The 15,842-nt window shown below is 58.1% G+C and carries 17 protein-coding genes; 10 read left to right on the top strand and 7 right to left on the bottom strand.

The window, feature by feature from the left end; genetic code table 11:
• The first annotated feature begins 113 nt into the window (after nt 1–113).
• A complete protein-coding gene (locus tag AAFX04_07295) occupies nt 114–788 on the top strand; it encodes an HAD-IA family hydrolase (GenBank protein MEO1045227.1) in 675 nt (224 codons plus the stop codon).
• Here AAFX04_07295 and AAFX04_07300 read toward each other — a convergent pair.
• The 4 genes from AAFX04_07300 to AAFX04_07315 are packed head-to-tail and all read right to left on the bottom strand — an operon-like array spanning nt 780 to nt 3,487.
• On the bottom strand, nt 780–1,811 hold the full coding sequence (locus AAFX04_07300; protein ID MEO1045228.1) for a nucleotidyltransferase family protein: 1,032 nt from the start codon (nt 1,809–1,811) through the stop codon (nt 780–782). The two genes, AAFX04_07295 and AAFX04_07300, sit on opposite strands and share 9 nt — an antisense overlap.
• Nucleotides 1,808–2,674, bottom strand: coding sequence for an HprK-related kinase A (locus AAFX04_07305; protein MEO1045229.1), 867 nt, complete (start codon nt 2,672–2,674; stop codon nt 1,808–1,810). The genes AAFX04_07300 and AAFX04_07305 overlap by 4 nt, the downstream gene beginning before the upstream one ends.
• A complete protein-coding gene (locus AAFX04_07310; protein ID MEO1045230.1) occupies nt 2,664–3,029 on the bottom strand; it encodes an HPr-rel-A system PqqD family peptide chaperone in 366 nt (121 codons plus the stop codon). The genes AAFX04_07305 and AAFX04_07310 overlap by 11 nt, the downstream gene beginning before the upstream one ends.
• A gap of 20 nt (nt 3,030–3,049) precedes the next feature.
• The gene (locus tag AAFX04_07315) at nt 3,050–3,487 is read right to left on the bottom strand and encodes a hypothetical protein (GenBank protein ID MEO1045231.1); all 438 of its coding nucleotides are present in this window, start codon (nt 3,485–3,487) and stop codon (nt 3,050–3,052) included.
• 158 nt (nt 3,488–3,645) lie between these two features.
• Between AAFX04_07315 and AAFX04_07320 the strand changes: the two genes are divergently transcribed.
• The 9 genes from AAFX04_07320 to AAFX04_07360 all read left to right on the top strand — a co-directional run bounded on the left by AAFX04_07320 (nt 3,646) and on the right by AAFX04_07360 (nt 12,886).
• Nucleotides 3,646–4,935, top strand: a complete 1,290-nt coding sequence (locus AAFX04_07320; protein ID MEO1045232.1) for an ATP-binding protein — start codon at nt 3,646–3,648, stop codon at nt 4,933–4,935.
• A gap of 229 nt (nt 4,936–5,164) precedes the next feature.
• The gene (locus AAFX04_07325) at nt 5,165–6,208 is read left to right on the top strand and encodes a substrate-binding domain-containing protein (GenBank protein ID MEO1045233.1); all 1,044 of its coding nucleotides are present in this window, start codon (nt 5,165–5,167) and stop codon (nt 6,206–6,208) included.
• A 37-nt stretch (nt 6,209–6,245) separates the two neighbouring features.
• Entirely contained in the window at nt 6,246–7,622 is a 1,377-nt protein-coding gene (gene pstC / locus AAFX04_07330; protein ID MEO1045234.1) for a phosphate ABC transporter permease subunit PstC, read from the top strand.
• A complete protein-coding gene (gene pstA / locus AAFX04_07335) occupies nt 7,615–8,904 on the top strand; it encodes a phosphate ABC transporter permease PstA (GenBank protein ID MEO1045235.1) in 1,290 nt (429 codons plus the stop codon). The genes pstC and pstA overlap by 8 nt, the downstream gene beginning before the upstream one ends.
• An 8-nt stretch (nt 8,905–8,912) precedes the next feature.
• On the top strand, nt 8,913–9,710 hold the full coding sequence (gene pstB, locus AAFX04_07340; protein ID MEO1045236.1) for a phosphate ABC transporter ATP-binding protein PstB: 798 nt from the start codon (nt 8,913–8,915) through the stop codon (nt 9,708–9,710).
• A 32-nt stretch (nt 9,711–9,742) separates the two neighbouring features.
• Nucleotides 9,743–10,450, top strand: coding sequence for a phosphate signaling complex protein PhoU (phoU, locus tag AAFX04_07345; protein MEO1045237.1), 708 nt, complete (start codon nt 9,743–9,745; stop codon nt 10,448–10,450).
• 16 nt (nt 10,451–10,466) lie between these two features.
• The gene (gene phoB, locus AAFX04_07350) at nt 10,467–11,165 is read left to right on the top strand and encodes a phosphate regulon transcriptional regulator PhoB (GenBank protein MEO1045238.1); all 699 of its coding nucleotides are present in this window, start codon (nt 10,467–10,469) and stop codon (nt 11,163–11,165) included.
• Between the two features lie 149 nt (nt 11,166–11,314).
• Nucleotides 11,315–12,214, top strand: a complete 900-nt coding sequence (locus AAFX04_07355; protein MEO1045239.1) for an SDR family NAD(P)-dependent oxidoreductase — start codon at nt 11,315–11,317, stop codon at nt 12,212–12,214.
• A 42-nt stretch (nt 12,215–12,256) separates the two neighbouring features.
• Nucleotides 12,257–12,886, top strand: a complete 630-nt coding sequence (locus AAFX04_07360) for a DUF4328 domain-containing protein (protein ID MEO1045240.1) — start codon at nt 12,257–12,259, stop codon at nt 12,884–12,886.
• A gap of 23 nt (nt 12,887–12,909) precedes the next feature.
• Here the strand turns inward: AAFX04_07360 and AAFX04_07365 are convergent, their stop codons facing one another.
• From AAFX04_07365 to AAFX04_07375, 3 genes are all read right to left on the bottom strand, one after another.
• Nucleotides 12,910–13,278 carry a DUF2794 domain-containing protein gene (locus AAFX04_07365; GenBank protein MEO1045241.1) on the bottom strand — a complete coding sequence of 123 codons (369 nt, stop codon included), beginning with the start codon at nt 13,276–13,278 and terminating at the stop codon, nt 12,910–12,912.
• Nucleotides 13,279–13,327: 49 nt separating this feature from the next.
• On the bottom strand, nt 13,328–14,092 hold the full coding sequence (epsC, locus tag AAFX04_07370) for a serine O-acetyltransferase EpsC (GenBank protein ID MEO1045242.1): 765 nt from the start codon (nt 14,090–14,092) through the stop codon (nt 13,328–13,330).
• Between the two features lie 92 nt (nt 14,093–14,184).
• Nucleotides 14,185–15,684 (bottom strand): Ppx/GppA family phosphatase, encoded by a 1,500-nt coding sequence (locus tag AAFX04_07375; protein ID MEO1045243.1) that lies wholly within the window; start codon nt 15,682–15,684, stop codon nt 14,185–14,187.
• Nucleotides 15,685–15,842 lie beyond the last annotated feature (158 nt).

The following is a 15,842-nucleotide window of genomic DNA, read 5'->3' on the forward strand; positions in this document are numbered from 1 at the left end:
ACCGGGCCTGACACTGCCCAGGATATGATCCGGAAAACTTCGCCGCGTCTTTGCCACGTTGTTCCTGCATATGCCAGTAGCTTTACAGCCATCGCTATGCTCTAAACGCTGCAATGACAGACATTTCTTTCAAAATCGTCGCTTTCGATCTCGACGGAACGCTGCTCGACACCAGCCCGGAGCTGACCGCTGCGGTCAACCATACGCTCGCCGCCGCCGGCTGCCCTCCACTTGGGATTGACGAAGTGAAACCCATGGTCGGACTCGGGGCCAGGCATATGCTGACCGAAGGGCTGGCGCGGGCCGGCATTGATGACCCCGGCGCGACGAAAGAATATCTGCCGCTGCTGCTCGACTATTATGGTGATAATCTCGGCAGCGCTTCACCACCCTATCCCGGCCTGGTCGAGCTGATGGATGCGCTCGACGAGCGCGACATCGCCATGGCGGTGGTGACCAATAAATATGAGCGTTTCGCCGAGACCCTGTTGTCGCGTATCGCCATGCGCAAGCGCTTTGCCTGTGTCATTGGCGGCGACACTATGGGCAAGGGCAAGGCCAAACCGCATCGTGCCCCTATCGACGAGATGATCCGGCGCAGCGGCGGCGGCAAAGCAGTGTTTATCGGCGACAGCATCTATGACGTCATGGCGGCGCACAATGCCGGAATACCAGCCATTGCAGTCCGTTTCGGCTTCCTGCATCAACCGGTTGAAGAGCTTGGGGCCGACGCCATTCTCGACCATTATGACGACCTGTTGCCGTTGCTGGGGCAGATGTCAGGCTGATGCGCCGGAACCTTTGCGCCATTTGATCCATAAATGCCGCGCCAGCATCAATGGTGGCATGCGCAGCCAGTGCGAGCGAATATAGATAGCCAGCCGTGTCACCGGACGGGTTTCCTGCCCCCAGCCATTGCGCGCGAGCAACCGGCGTTGGAAAAACGCCTCGCGCAAACCCCATTTCGCCCCCCATTCCGGAGGCCAGATGGTTCCGTAAAGCGCATGGGCCAGCCGAAGCGTGCCTTGCAATGTCGGCCAAAGCTGGTGCTCCCCGGAACGCTGCCGCAACTCAGACCATTGCTCAGATGATCGACAGAAATCGCTGATCAACAGATGAAAGTCCCAGAGGTTGCGCAGTCCACCCGCCATATCGCCATCGGCATGGAAATGCGCGGCACAGTGACAGATCATGTCGCACGGGTCGAGAATGGCAAGCCCGTCCCCGACGCTGCGCGCGCGCGCGATCATCGCACCGGCATCAGGCATCGGCCTGGCGGTTAGTGGCAATATGGTGTGGTGCACATCGATCATCGCATCGCGATCCTGATGGATCAGCGGCGGCAATTCGTGCATCCACTGGCGATAATAGGCCTGGTCATAAGGGTCGTCCTTGACCCATTCCCAACCCGTACCGAGCAACGCCGCCTCGACTGTTTCCAGCGCTGCGCGCGGCACCATTATGTCGAGATCACCAATATGCCGCCCCTGAGCCGCAGTATGATCACTGGCGAGATAGGCTGTGCCCTTGAGCAATATCGGCGTGATACCCAATGGCGCGAGCAGACTGGCCGCGCGATTGGCTTCCCAACGCGCCCTTTGTTGGTTGCCGGTGCAATCGCGCCTCACATCGGTAAAAATCCGCGTCACGGCGTCGGGAAGCGGCTGATCCTGCAACCGGGCGCCCAGCGTCGCCAGCAGCATTTCGGCACGAGCAACGCACAAAATATCGGTCCAGCCATCGACCGCAATATTCGCAGCTGCGTCAGGATAACGCAAAAGCGTGACAAGCTCTTCCACCGGGCCGCTCATGCAACGCCCGCCCATAATGTTTCGACCAGATCCAGCGCTGCATCAGTGCTCTCGAAATCAATGGCATAGGCCGGGACCGACTGCACCAGATCGACCAGTGCCGAAAAGCCGGCCTCACCCAGCGCCACATAATTGGTCGACGCCTGGGTCAGGCGGACGAAATTCTCGGTCGGTGGTACTGCCTCACTCGCGCGCGGATAACCATAGCCGGGATAGAGTAGCAATATCGGCGGCCCCGTCTCTTCCATCGAGTCAATAGCGTCCGTCTGTGGCCGCAAATGCCGGATCATACCCTTGGGTGTATCGGTCAGCAGCGGCCCGAAGCGGCTGTCGTCACCGACGAAATCGCGCGCGACGTCGATAGCGCTGTTCTTCAGGCTGATGGCGCGCGGAAAACCCCGAACATGTCCGCTCTCAAGATCGATCAGCGCGAACTCATCGCCCATGAAGCGCCAGCCATGCTCACCGAGCAGTGCCGACAATGTCGACTTCCCCGAACCGGATTCACCAGTCATCAACAGCACCTTGCCGTCGCGCTCGACCGCGCTGGCATGGAGCAGCAAATGCCGTCGCCAACCCAGCGCCATTTGCAGGTTCATCGCCATTTCTGCCGCCAGTAGCCCCTGGGCAAGTGGCAAAGGGCTGGCATCGGGCAGCATATAATCGCCCGACAGCATCACCGAAGGTCGCAGCCAGCGGCGATAGAAACGCTGCGCTTCGAGCCGCACGGTGAAATCGGCTATCGTATCGCTGGCATCGGGATAGTCGCGATACAGCGCCTCTAATTGTGCGATGGGCGCCGCCCAATCCGATCCGATGCGAAAAACCGCCGGCCCGACATGAATGCGACACTCATGCCGCATTATCCGCGTCCCTGACCGCAGTTCTATCGGTGGCATTGATGTGGCTGACAAAACCCAGCGTCACCATTTCTTCCAGCCGCGCCGCCAGCCGGTCAAGATCGCTCTCATCCTCGGTTTCGGGCCCATCATCGTCTGTCTCAAAAGCAAAATGCTGCGCCAGCTCAGCCAGCAGCTGTTCCGCGGTCAACGGCCCTGCGAGCAGGCAGTCGATGATCTGCGGTGCCGGTTCGATCAATATATGGGTCTGACCCGATGGACGGTGATAGAGCACCTGCATTTCGTCCAGCGTCTCACGACGCCATAGCGGTTCCGGATCGAGAACATAGGCTGGGGAAGTTGCAGACGGATCATCCATCGGACAATGGCTGGCCGAACTCAACCGAAGCGGCGCCCCTGGATCGAGGCATAGCAGGTGAAACCGCTCATCCCCGGACGCAGGCGGCGGATCAGGTCTCGATAGGCACGCGGCCCGCGAATGCGGCCACGGCGCACCTGCTCACCCTTGAAGGTGCGCGGCTGCAACAGCGTTGCGCCCTGGGTGTTTTTGTCAACGATATTGCCATAGGCGTCGACATAGATCGGTCCCTGTTCAGGTGCCGGTACGGTGATCTCGCAAGTCAGTACAGAGCTTGCGGTTTGTGCCAGAGCCGGACGCACACTGACAACGGCCGACGTCGCGACAGCCCCCAGCACCAATGCGCGCCGGGTATGCCCGACAGGTGCCAGGCCCGTTCCGGTCTTGCGATGCGAATCGCTGTTGTTTTCGATGTGCGCGGACTCCTGCCGTCCGTCACCAGACTTGCGCTCGGTCATATCGGCCCCAAAATGCAGTACCGGCCTTTTATGCGGGCAAAGGATAAAAAGCGAGTAAAAGCAGCGTTCATCACCAGCTTTGTGCAGGATCGGGACAAGCGCTGTCATAATTGCTAATCAGCAACATGCTATATGGAGCAAAAGCCCATTGGGATTCGATGATGCCAAATTTCTTCAGCCCTGAGATCCGCCCGGTGCGGTTGCTGCTGGCCGCGCTGATCATCGCGCTGGCCCCGGTGCTCGGCCTGTATATCGATGGTCCGGTCGAACGCAGCGCGATCATCATCGCTGCGGGGCTGGTCGCACTGGCCATCGGGCTGGACCAGAAGACCCCACCGGTACGCAGCATCGAGGCAGCTTCACCGATTCTCGAAAGCGATGAGCTGAAATGGCATGAAATGCCCGAACTCCAGGCGCTTATCGAGGGGATACCCGACCCGCTGCTGCTGTTATCCGGCATGACCGTTATCGGTTCGAATCAGGCCGCCAAGTCCATGCTGGGGGAGGATATCGACAATGAGGATGTGCGGCTGGTGATCCGTCACCCAAGCGCTACCGATGCCATTATGCGCCAGCCCGAAGAGCCGTTGAAGCGACCAATCGAGCTGATCGGTATCGGCAATCGCGACCAAAGATGGGAGCTCAACCTGCGCAGCATCGGCTATGGCGAATACTGCATTCTCTATCTGTGGGACAAATCTCGCAATTACGCGATCGAAAAGATGCGCACCGATTTTGTCGCCAATGCCAGCCATGAGCTGCGTACGCCATTGTCCTCGATCATCGGCTTTATCGAAACGCTGAGCGACAGCGATGCAGCGGAAGACCCGGCCACGCTGAAGCGGTTTCTCAAGGTCATGGCAGGCGAAGCCGACCGCATGCAAAAGCTGATCGCCGACCTGATATCGCTGTCGCGGATCGAAGCAGACAAGTTCAAGGCACCGGAAAGTCTGGTCGACATGAATGCGCTGCTCGAAGAGATAAAGGGCATATTCGACGAGCGCCAGGATCGCCCGATCATACTCGACATTGATGCCGAGGTCCGCATGGTGCGGGGCGACCGGTCGCAGCTATCGCAGATGATCCAGAATCTGGTCTCGAACAGCATCAAATATGGCCGCCCTGGCACCGCCGTAACCCTGCGCCTCAAACCCAGCCGCACCGGGCGTATGGCACGGCTGTCGGTTGTCGATGAAGGCGATGGTATCGACCCCAAACACCTGCCGCGTCTCACCGAACGCTTTTACCGTGTCGACGCCGGACGCAGCCGCCAAATTGGCGGCACCGGACTGGGACTGTCTATCGTCAAGCATATTGTCGAGCGCCATGGCGGGCGGCTGGAAATCAACAGCACATTGGGCAAGGGCACAAAGATCACCATATCACTGCCCGCTGCACACCCTCAGCGGGACCGTCAGGAGCCTGAAAAACAGTCAGAGTTTTCCTGATTCGCACTTTAAGACCAGCGATAGCGGCGGCACGCCTGATAACATCTCTAATCGGCTGTCACCCGCTTCACTCGCAGCAAGATGACAGCTTCTTTGCCGATGTCATCATATTGTCACACAAATGTCATTCTTGATAAACTGCCTATGCGTAATGCCCCATCAGCCGAGACGGCCCTTACGCCCGAATTCTCTTTACTCACCCGGACGCCGTACTCACAGGATCATCATTATGCGCGCCTTTTCCTTCATTGGTATGTCAGCATTGCTGGCACTTGCTGCCTGTCAGGACCCGGCCAGCCTGGTTCCCAACAGCAGCCGTGATGAAGTGCGTGTTGTTGGATCGTCGACCGTCTTCCCCTTCGCCAAGATCGTATCGGATTCGTTCCAGAGCATCGGTGAACATCCCTCGCCTATCCTCGAATCCACCGGCACTGGCGGTGGCATCCAGCTATTTTGCGATGGTATCGGTGCATCGACCCCGGATATCGCCAATGCCTCTCGCCGCATCAAGGCGAGCGAACTGGCGCGCTGCGCGGAAAACCAGGTAACCGAAGTCGTGGAGTTCAGGATCGGGGTCGATGGCCTTGCCCTGGCCCAGTCCAACGAAGGGCCGACGCTTAACCTTACGGTGCCGCAAATCTATCGGGCGCTCGCAGCGCGGCCTTACGGTACCGATAAACGCCCGGAAATGTGGTCCGATATCGATCCGTCGCTGCCGGCGATACAGATCAAGGTCTATGGACCGCCAAAAACCTCTGGCACCCGCGACTCTTTCGAAGAGCTGATTATGGAGGTCGGCTGCCAAAGCGATCCCAAAATGGCTGCGCTGAAGGACAGCAACGAGACTGAATATAAGAAAACCTGCACCGATGTGCGTACCGATGGTGCCTATATCAACACCGGTGAGAATGATAATCTCATTGTTCAGAAGCTTAGCGGTGACCCCAATGCTGTAGGCATTTTCAGCTATAGCTATCTTGAGGAAAATGCGCGCAATGTCCGGGGTGTCACGATCAACGGTGTCACTCCCGATTATGACAGCATCGCCTCGGGGCAATATCCTGGCGCGCGTCCGCTCTATCTCTATGTCAAGAAGCGGCACATGGACGTGATCCCCGGGCTGAAGGACTATCTTGCTGAATTCATTGCCCTGGCCAAGCCAGACAGTCCGCTTGCCGATGCCGGCATGATTGCCTTGCCCGAGGATCAGCGTTCGGAGCTGTCGACCAGGCTGGAAACACTACCGACGATCAGTGCGGATGATCTGGATTGACCGTTAACGGATCGACAAGGGGGGGAATTGTTTAGAAATGTCGGGATTCGCATTTCTTTTTCTGATTGTCGGGCTCGGCGTTCTGGGCTGGCTCTTTGGCCGCGCCAAGGCCAACCGTTTCGTCCTCGCCGGCAAGACCAGCTTCAACTCGCTGCCCAACTATCATGGCTGGTATGTCGCGCTATGGGCAATGGTGCCGGTGGCCGCATTTGTCGCTATCTGGATCAGCGTATCGCCGGCAATGACCAGCAATATGGTGCTCGCCGATCCGGCGGCAAGCAACCTGCCAGAAGACCCGTTCGCCAAGGCCTCGATATTATCTGAAGCCCGCGCGCTGTCCCGCAACCCTGAAGCGCAGAGCTTCAACCCCGAGGCAGTAACACTGGCGCCGATCTATTCCGAGGCAGAGCGCCATTACCAGCTGCTCGGCATGGCTGCAGCGCTGTTGCTGGGTTTTGCCGGTGCCGCTTTCGCCTTTCTGAAAATCCGCCCGGATTTCCGAGCCCGCAGCAAGGTCGAGCGTGTGGTGCTGATGGTCCTGCTGATCGCCTCACTGATCGCGATATTGGCGACCATCGGCATTGTCGCATCGCTGATTTTCGAATCGATCCGCTTTTTCGGCATGGTGTCACCTGTCGAGTTTTTCTTCGGCAGCGAATGGAACCCGCGCAAGGAACTGATCGCTGGAGAAAATAACGGTTTCGGTTCCCTCCCGCTTTTCTGGGGCACTATCTTTATTGGTGCGATCATCGCGATGATTGTCGCCATCCCCTTCGGTCTTATGAGCGCGGTCTATCTCACCCAATATGCGCCGCCAGCACTGCGCAGCTGGATGAAACCGATATTGGAGATACTCGCCGGTGTGCCCACAGTGGTCTATGGCTATTTCGCCGCACTCACCGTGGCACCGGCACTGCGCGATTTCGCGGTTTCCATCGGTATCAGCAACGCATCGTCCGAATCGGCGCTGGCCGCCGGTCTGGTTATGGGCGTTATGATCATCCCGTTCGTGTCTTCCATGGCCGATGACAGTATTGCCGCCGTTCCCAGTGCGATGCGCGACGGTTCCCTGGCCATGGGCGCAACGCCAAGCGAGACCATCAAGAAAGTACTGATTCCTGCAGCTCTGCCCGGCGTTGTCGGCGGTGTGCTGCTCGCGGTCAGCCGTGCCATTGGCGAAACCATGATCGTGGTGATGGCTGCCGGTCTGGCCGCCAACATGACGGCCAATCCGTTCGACAGCGTAACCACGGTAACGGTGCAGATCGTCAAGCTCCTCACCGGCGATACAGATTTTCAGGGGCCATTGACACTCGCCGCCTTCGCCTTGGGCCTGGCGCTGTTCTTCGTTACCCTGCTGCTCAATCTGGTCGCGCTGCAGATCGTCAAGAGATATCGGGAAGCCTATGAGTGAAGCCGCCGCCATGACCGCTCCGATATCGCCCGGTACAAGGACCGGGACCGACTGGAAAAGCGAGGCGATGCGCAAGCGTGTTGCCAGGCGCTATGCCTCGGAAAAGCGTTTCCGCGCGCTCGGGCTCGCTGCGATCATCCTGTCATCGCTGTTCCTTGCCTTCCTGCTGTTCGTCATGGTCAGCAACGGTGCCAAGGGCTTTTTGCGCACCGAGGTCGCGCTACCCATCAACTTCCCGGCGCTTTCGGGCGGCATGTCTCCGGAGGCATTGCAGGGCGCACAACAAAAGGCAACGTTGACATCCCTCGACTTGCGCGGCCTTACCGAGATCGCGATCGAAGCCAGCTATGGCACTGACGGTCGCCAGATATTTGCCCGCAACGCCTGGGTCGAGGTCCGCGAACAGCTTCGCGATAATCCTCAGCTGATTACAGAAAACGCCACATTGTGGCTGTCCGCAGCCAGCGATATCGATCGGGTCAACAAGGGTGATGCCCGCCCGGCATTGCAGTCGCTCTATGACGATCTGCAGGCGCGCAATGCTATACAGACGGTGTTCAACACGCCATTCCTGACCAGCTCCGACGGTGTCGATCCGGCACTTGTCGGTATATGGGGCGCACTCAAGGGCTCGTTGATGACGATGTTCGTTACCCTGTTGCTGGCCTTTCCGATTGGCGTCCTTTCGGCGGTCTATCTCGAGGAATATGCACCGCGCAATCGCTGGACCGACCTGATCGAGGTGTCGATCAACAATCTCGCTGCTGTCCCGTCGATCATCTTCGGACTGCTGGGTCTGGTGGTGTTCCTGACCTGGATGGACCTGCCGCGTTCCTCGGCGCTGGTCGGCGGCCTGACATTGGCGCTGATGACCTTCCCGGTGATCGTCATTGCCGCACGCAATGCGGTCAAGGCGGTCCCGCCATCGATCCGCGAGGCAGCGCTTGGCATCGGCGCCAGCAAGGTACAGGTAATCTTCCACCATGTGCTGCCGCTCGCCATACCCGGGATCATGACTGGCACGATCATCGGCATGGCCCGGGCGCTGGGCGAAACAGCGCCATTGCTGATGATCGGCATGCGCGCCTTTACCGCGACACCGCCAGACAATTTGTCCGACCCTTCAACGGTGTTGCCGGTACAGATCTTCCTGTGGTCGGATGAGGTCAATAGCGGTTTTGTCGAGAAAACCTCCGCCGCGATTATTATATTGCTGATATTCCTGCTGACGATGAATGCGGTGGCGATCTGGCTGCGCAACCGCTTCGAGACGAGATGGTGAGCCCCGCTATGAATACAGAAACCACCATGGAAAAAAATGCTGCCGTCGGGCCGATGAAGATGGCGACTCGCGATGTGCATGTCTATTATGGCGAGAAAGAAGCCATTAAGGGCGTCGATATCGATATCGACATGGAGAATGTCACCGCGTTCATCGGTCCCTCGGGCTGTGGCAAGTCGACCTTTCTGCGTACCCTGAACCGGATGAACGATACCATTCCCATCGCCCGGGTGACCGGCACGATCATGCTGGATGGCGAGGACATTTACGACAGCGCAATGGACGTGGTGCAGCTGCGCGCACGAGTCGGTATGGTGTTTCAGAAACCCAATCCGTTCCCCAAATCCATCTATGACAATATTGCCTATGGCCCACGCATTCACGGCCTTGCCACCGACAAGGCCGAGCTTGATCGCATTGTCGAGAAATCGCTGCAGCGTGCTGGCCTTTGGAGCGAGGTCAAGGACCGCCTCAACGACAGCGGCACCGCGCTTTCCGGCGGCCAGCAGCAGCGGCTGTGCATCGCCCGCGCCATCGCTGTAGACCCGGAAGTAATCCTGATGGACGAGCCCTGTTCGGCACTTGATCCCATCGCTACCGCCAGGATCGAGGAGCTTATCCATGAATTGCGTGGCAAATATGCTATTGTGATTGTGACGCACAATATGCAGCAGGCCGCGCGCGTATCACAGCGGACCGCATTTTTTCATCTCGGGGAGATGGTCGAATATGGAGAAACCTCCGAATTGTTCACCAACCCTGCAGAGGAGCGGACCCGCGATTATATCACCGGCCGATACGGCTGATTTTCGCTGCGGTTTGAGGATTTGCAAGTTCGATGACACCCAGTAGCACCAAGCATACGGTCAAAGCGTTCGACACCGACATGGTCGAACTGCGTGGGCTGGTGTCGGATATTGGTGGTCGCGCCGAAAAGGCGGTAATCGACGCAATGACGGCGCTTGAGCGCAACGACCATGGCCTGGCCTCGTCGATCATCGTCAAGGACAAGGACATTGATGAGCTGGAGCGTGCCATCGACCGCATGGTCGTCCAAATCATGGCGCTGCGTGCACCTATGGCCGACGACCTGCGGGTGCTGATCGCGACACTGAAGATCTCCAGCAAGATCGAACGTATTGGCGACTATGCCAAGAATATCGCCAAGCGGGTGCCGCTGATCGACCCTGATGACTGGATGGAGGCCGCCGATGCGCTCGATCCGATGTCGCGCGCCGCGATTGAACTCGTCGACGATGCCATGAACGCCTATGCCCGACGCGATGCCGATCTCGCCATTCAGGTATGTAAGCGCGACAAAATGGTCGATGATTTCTACAGTGCTATTTTCCGTGGCCTGATTGACCACATGATTGCGGTGCCCGGGCAGGTCAATGCCGGGGTTCATCTGATGTTTATCGCCAAGAATCTTGAGCGGATTGGCGACCATGCGACCAATATCGCGGAGATGGTCTATTTTTCAATTACCGGCGAAAATCTTGTAGAGCGTGATCGTGGCAATGATCCGCTCGATATGAATGACTGAAATAAAGGGAAGAGAAATGTCCAAGCCCCATATTCTCCTGGTTGAAGACGATATGGCACTGGCGGAGTTGATCTCCTGGCATTTCGAGAAACAGGGCTTTCGTATCAGCCAGACCCCGGATGGCGAAGAGGCGCTGCTGATCGTCAGCGAACAGCAGCCGGACATTGTGGTGCTCGACTGGATGATCGATAATCTTTCCGGCATCGAGGTCTGCCGCCGTCTGCGGCGCAATAATGATACTGCCAATATCCCGATCATCATGATGTCAGCACGGGGTGAGGAAGAAGATAGGGTCCGTGGCCTCGATATCGGCGCCGATGACTATCTCACCAAGCCATTCAGCCCGCGCGAACTGATCGCCCGCGTTAATGCCGTGCTACGCCGCATGCGCCCGGCATTGGCGGGAGGCACCCTCACCTATGCCAATATCGAGATGGACACGGTCGGCTACAAGGTGAAGCGCGGCGGCAAGACCATTCCGCTCGGCCCTACGGAATTCCGCCTGTTGCGGCATTTTCTCGAACATCCTGGCTGGGTATTCTCACGTGAACGGTTGCTGGACGCGGTATGGGGCAATGAGAGCGATATCGAAATCCGAACCATCGACGTGCATATTCGCCGCCTGCGCAAGGCAATCAACGCCAATGGTGAGGCAGATATCATCCGCACCGTGCGTTCGGCCGGTTATGCGCTTGATGCAGAGGCGGTTGCCTGAACCGCCAATCCCCAAGTGCCCATGGCCGTAGCGGCAACCTTTTTCACCGTAGAAAAGCGACAAATGCGCGGTTGACAAAGCCGAAGGCGCATCGGAAACCCGCGACATAATTTTCAAAGCATATCGCAGAACATCCGAGGAGCCTTATCATGACCATCAGCTTTGCCGACCGTGTTGCCATTGTCACCGGAGCCGGAGGCGGCCTGGGACGTGCTTATGCCCTTGAACTGGCACGGCGTGGTGCCAAGGTCGTGGTCAATGATCTCGGCGGGGCCCGCGACGGCACCGGAACCTCGGATGCCGCCGCCATAGTGGTCGAGGAAATCGAGAAAGAAGGCGGGGAAGCCATGGCCAATGGCGGCTCGGTAACCGAATATGCGCAGATGGAAGAAATGGTCGCCAAGGCCAAGGAGAAATGGGGCGGCGTCCATATCCTGATCAACAATGCCGGCGTGTTGCGCGACAAGAGCTTCGCCAAGATGGAGCCAAAGGATTTCGCCTTTGTCGTCGATGTCCATCTCAACGGATCGGGCAATGCCACCAAGGCGGTATGGGAAACCATGCGCGAACAGAATTATGGCCGCATCCTGATGACGGCATCATCGACCGGCCTCTATGGCAATTTCGGCCAGGCCAATTACGGCGCTGCCAAGCTGGGCCTCGCAGGCCTCACCAAGACGCTCTATCTCGAAGGCGCAAAATACAACATCAAGGTCAACACGCTGGCCCCGGTCGCCGGCACCCGCATGACCGAAGACATTTTCCCGCCCGAAGCTTTCAAAGCCTTCACCCCGGAAAATGTTGCCCCGGCTGCGCTTTACCTCGTCTCCGAAGACGGGCCGACCAACATGATCATCGGCGCAGGCGCCGGTGCCTATCATGCTGCCTATGTCACCATGACACCCGGCGTCGCACTGCCTGAGGGCGAGCGTACGGTAGAAGGTGTGGCAGCCGCGTTCGACCGCATCACCGACCGCACTGGCGAGATTGTGCCGCAATCGGGTTCGGAACAGTCAATGGCCATCATGAAAGCCCTGCAGGGCGGCTGATTGCCTCCCCCTTGACGGGACCGGTCACGGAAGAGGCACTCTATGAACTATGATCTGCAGGAAGGGCGACAGAAGCTGGTCAGGCTGTACCGGTTCTTACAGCCTTTGCTATATGCCAATATGGCAGGCACCGCCCTTTTCCTGTTGCTTGAACTGGTCGAGCTCAGCGGAATATATGATCCGTATAATGTCGGATCGGAAGGTGCGCTATATTCGATAGTAAGCTTCGGTGTGGCTGTGACGGTCCTCAATATCGTCACCATCATCATTTTTGCGATGTGGATTTATCGCGCTGCAGCCAACATCTATGAGGCCGATATACCGGGTTTCGAATATACACCCGGTTGGTGCGTGGGCTGGTATTTTATTCCGATTGCCAATCTGTTTATGCCGTTTCAGGCCATGCGCCAGATATGGAATGCCAGCCACGGAAATTTCAACGACCTCAAGGAAAACAGTAATATCCTGATATGGTGGTGGATCACCTGGATCGTAGGCGGTATTGCAAACCAGATTGCATTCCGTTTGTCAGAGGGATCTTCAACAGCGCTCACTTTTGGTGTTGCAGGCTCGGCGATCACCATTGCCTGCCATGTGCTTGCAATTCAGCTGACCAGGTCGATCACACGGAGCCAGACTGAAACCGAGCATCTCAGCGCAATATTCGAATAACGAGCCAGGACGGCACGGCCACCCTATTCCTCCACCGCCTTGATCAGCCGCCGTTCGATCGGGGCGAGGATATTCGCCAGCTCATGGCCGCGCTTGAGGATCTGCCCCGCCTCGCCACGCAACAGCCACTGGCCCTGTTTACGCCGGTTTGCAGGGCATTTTTCGAGCCGGATCTCCGGCCTTTGCGAAGCATGGCGAAAGGCTGCGAAGATGGCCGTGTCCCGGCCAAACTCGATGGCATAGTCGCGCCATTGCCCGGCAGCGACCATGCGACCATAGATGTTGAGAATAGCGTTAAGCTCTGTCCGGTCGAATACCGTCTGCCGTGTCTGTGACCGGTGTAGCGGCAACACCGCGACATTCGATGCAGCGTTGTGGCCCGTTGCGGTCATGCCGCAAAGGCTGGCAATTGCATATCAGGGCAAAATGCTCCGACGGGCATCAGGCGGATTTCTGGTCCGTCACCTGATCGGCAGGCACTTCGGCATCGGCGTCTTCGGCCTTGCATGGCGGCTCGGGCAGGCTTTTCTGCTCTTCCGTCGGGCTATCGCGCTCTTCCATCAGCTGTGCCAGGCGCTTCTGCATCTGCTCGATCTCGCATTGCAGGATTTCCAGCTTCTGCGTCGCCGGGTCATAGACCTCGCTGCACGGCGTACCATAGGGCATGAATTCTTTCTGGTAATCCTTCGCGTCAACCGGCACCTGCCGCGCCCGCACGCCAACCATGGTCGCGCCCTCGGGGACGTCCTTGGTAACCACCGCATTGGCGCCTATGCGCGCCCGCTCGCCAATGGTGATCGGTCCCAATATCTGCGCACCAGAACCGAGAATTGCCCCATTGCCGATGGTTGGGTGGCGCTTACCGGCCTCGCCATTGGTCGGGTTGGTGCCGCCCAGCGTCACGCATTGATAGATTGTGACATCATCGCCGATTTCGGCAGTCTCACCGATCACGGTGAAGCCATGATCGATAAACAGATTCTTGCCTATAGTGGCACCGGGGTGGATATCAATGGCGGTCAGCATCCGCCCAAGATGGTTGATCAACCGGGCAAGAAAGAACAAGTTGCCGCGAAACAGCCAATGCGAAACGCGGTAAAAGCCCACGGCCCAGAGACCAGGATAGGTGAGAATTTCCCATTTCGAGCGGGGCGCGGGATCGCGTGACGCGATCGACTTCAGATAATCATTGAGAGCGCGAAACACGGAACGCTCCTCCATTGGCTGCAGGCCTGAGCCCTGACACTATTGTAAATAATAGATATGCTCGTGCGAAATTACCACTATTTTACGGCAAATCACGCTTGCCCGAGCGCATAATCAATCTCGAGATAGCTCGCCAGCTTGGCCAGACGGCGCTCGACACTCTCGCCCATAAGACTGTGGTCATTGCCTTGAATCGCAATTTTCAGCCTGTTGTCTTCACGCAGCAAATGGCTGTTTCCAAACAGATTGTCATGACCGCCGCTGAAGCGCTGGCCGAGACGGATGGCCAGTCCCCAGGCCGCCGCACGCGCCAGATCGGCATCACTGCACAGCCGCCCGTCATAGGAAAACGGTTCCACTCCGCCGCCAAAATTGGTGTACAAGGCCTGCGCCAGCATCGCACGGCCATGCGCATCAATACCGACCCAATTGCCATGCAATGCGATTTCCAGCGCGCGTTCGGACCGGAAATCGGGGTTGGCCTGCCAGCCAATATCGGCAAGGTGACATGCCGCCATGAGCAGCCGCTTATCACCCGATCCGAGATCTGGAAAAGCCGGTTTTATCCAGTCGAACAGCTTGCCGCCATCCTGACCGAAACGCGACTGGTAGCGCCCGAAACGCCGGGTTGAATCGAGCAGCGGGTCAAGCTGGCGGATATCCTCCGGCATGGTGCGATAGATCAGCCCTTCGCGAAGACCATAAGCGGAGACGATAATCTGCGCCGGTTTCAGTATGTCGCAGGCTGCGCACAGCAATTTGGCTGCCGTCCCCAATGTCGCGATACGCGAAGTGGCAAGACGTGGTACCGCGCGCAGGTCATCGCGCGAGGAGTCCAGAATCCGCTTGGACAGCGGTGCAATGCGTTCGACCGGGATGGCATAATTGTGGAACACCGGCAGCGGATAGCCCTGGTCATACATGTCGACACGCGCCAATGCCCGCCATGAGCCACCGACAATATACAGTGTCCGTCCCCTGCACCGTCCGTCCCAGCCATTGGCTGTGACAAGCTTGGCGACATGCTTGCTCAGCGGCCCTTGCCCCTTTTCACTGATCTCACGGCTGCGCAGCACGCCAATAGGCAATGAAATGCTGTCTGAAATCGAGCGGTTACCAACTTCGGCCAGCTCCAGACTGCCGCCGCCGAGATCACCGACCACACCATTGGCCTCGGGAATAGCCGAAATGACTCCATAGGCCGCCATTTGCGCTTCTTCCTCGCCGCTCAGCACATCGACATCGAACCCCAGATCGCGCACCCTGTCGGCAAATTGCGGGCCATCGCTGGCATCGCGTACCGCAGCGGTGGCAACGCAAAGTGTGCGATCGACATTGCAGCCCTCGATTAATGTCCGGAACCGCCGCAGCGCCGTTATCGCCCGGTCAATGCCTTCGGGTGCGAGCGCTCCGGTTTCGCTGATCTCGCTGCCCAGTCCGGCCATCACCTTCTCGTTGAAGATCAACGCGGGATTGCGCCGTGGCCCGGCAAAGATGACCAGCCGGATCGAGTTGGAGCCGATATCGATCACTGCCACGCTGTGGCTACGCGCGCCCTTGGGCTTTCGCTTGGTACGGAACAGAAGCGGCATCGAGGAAATGGTCTAGGCTCAGGGTCTATGAAATTGATGGGCGAGGCGCCAAAATGATGAGCATATCGGGCGAAAATGCGGGCCGGGAAGGTTTACTGCCTTTCCAAGCGTATTTTTGATCGAGATGGAAGTCATTTTGTCGTCCTTTCAGGATTTGA

This window comes from Pseudomonadota bacterium, from assembly GCA_039818985.1.
Taxonomy (GTDB): Bacteria; Pseudomonadota; Alphaproteobacteria; order Sphingomonadales; family Sphingomonadaceae; genus Alterisphingorhabdus.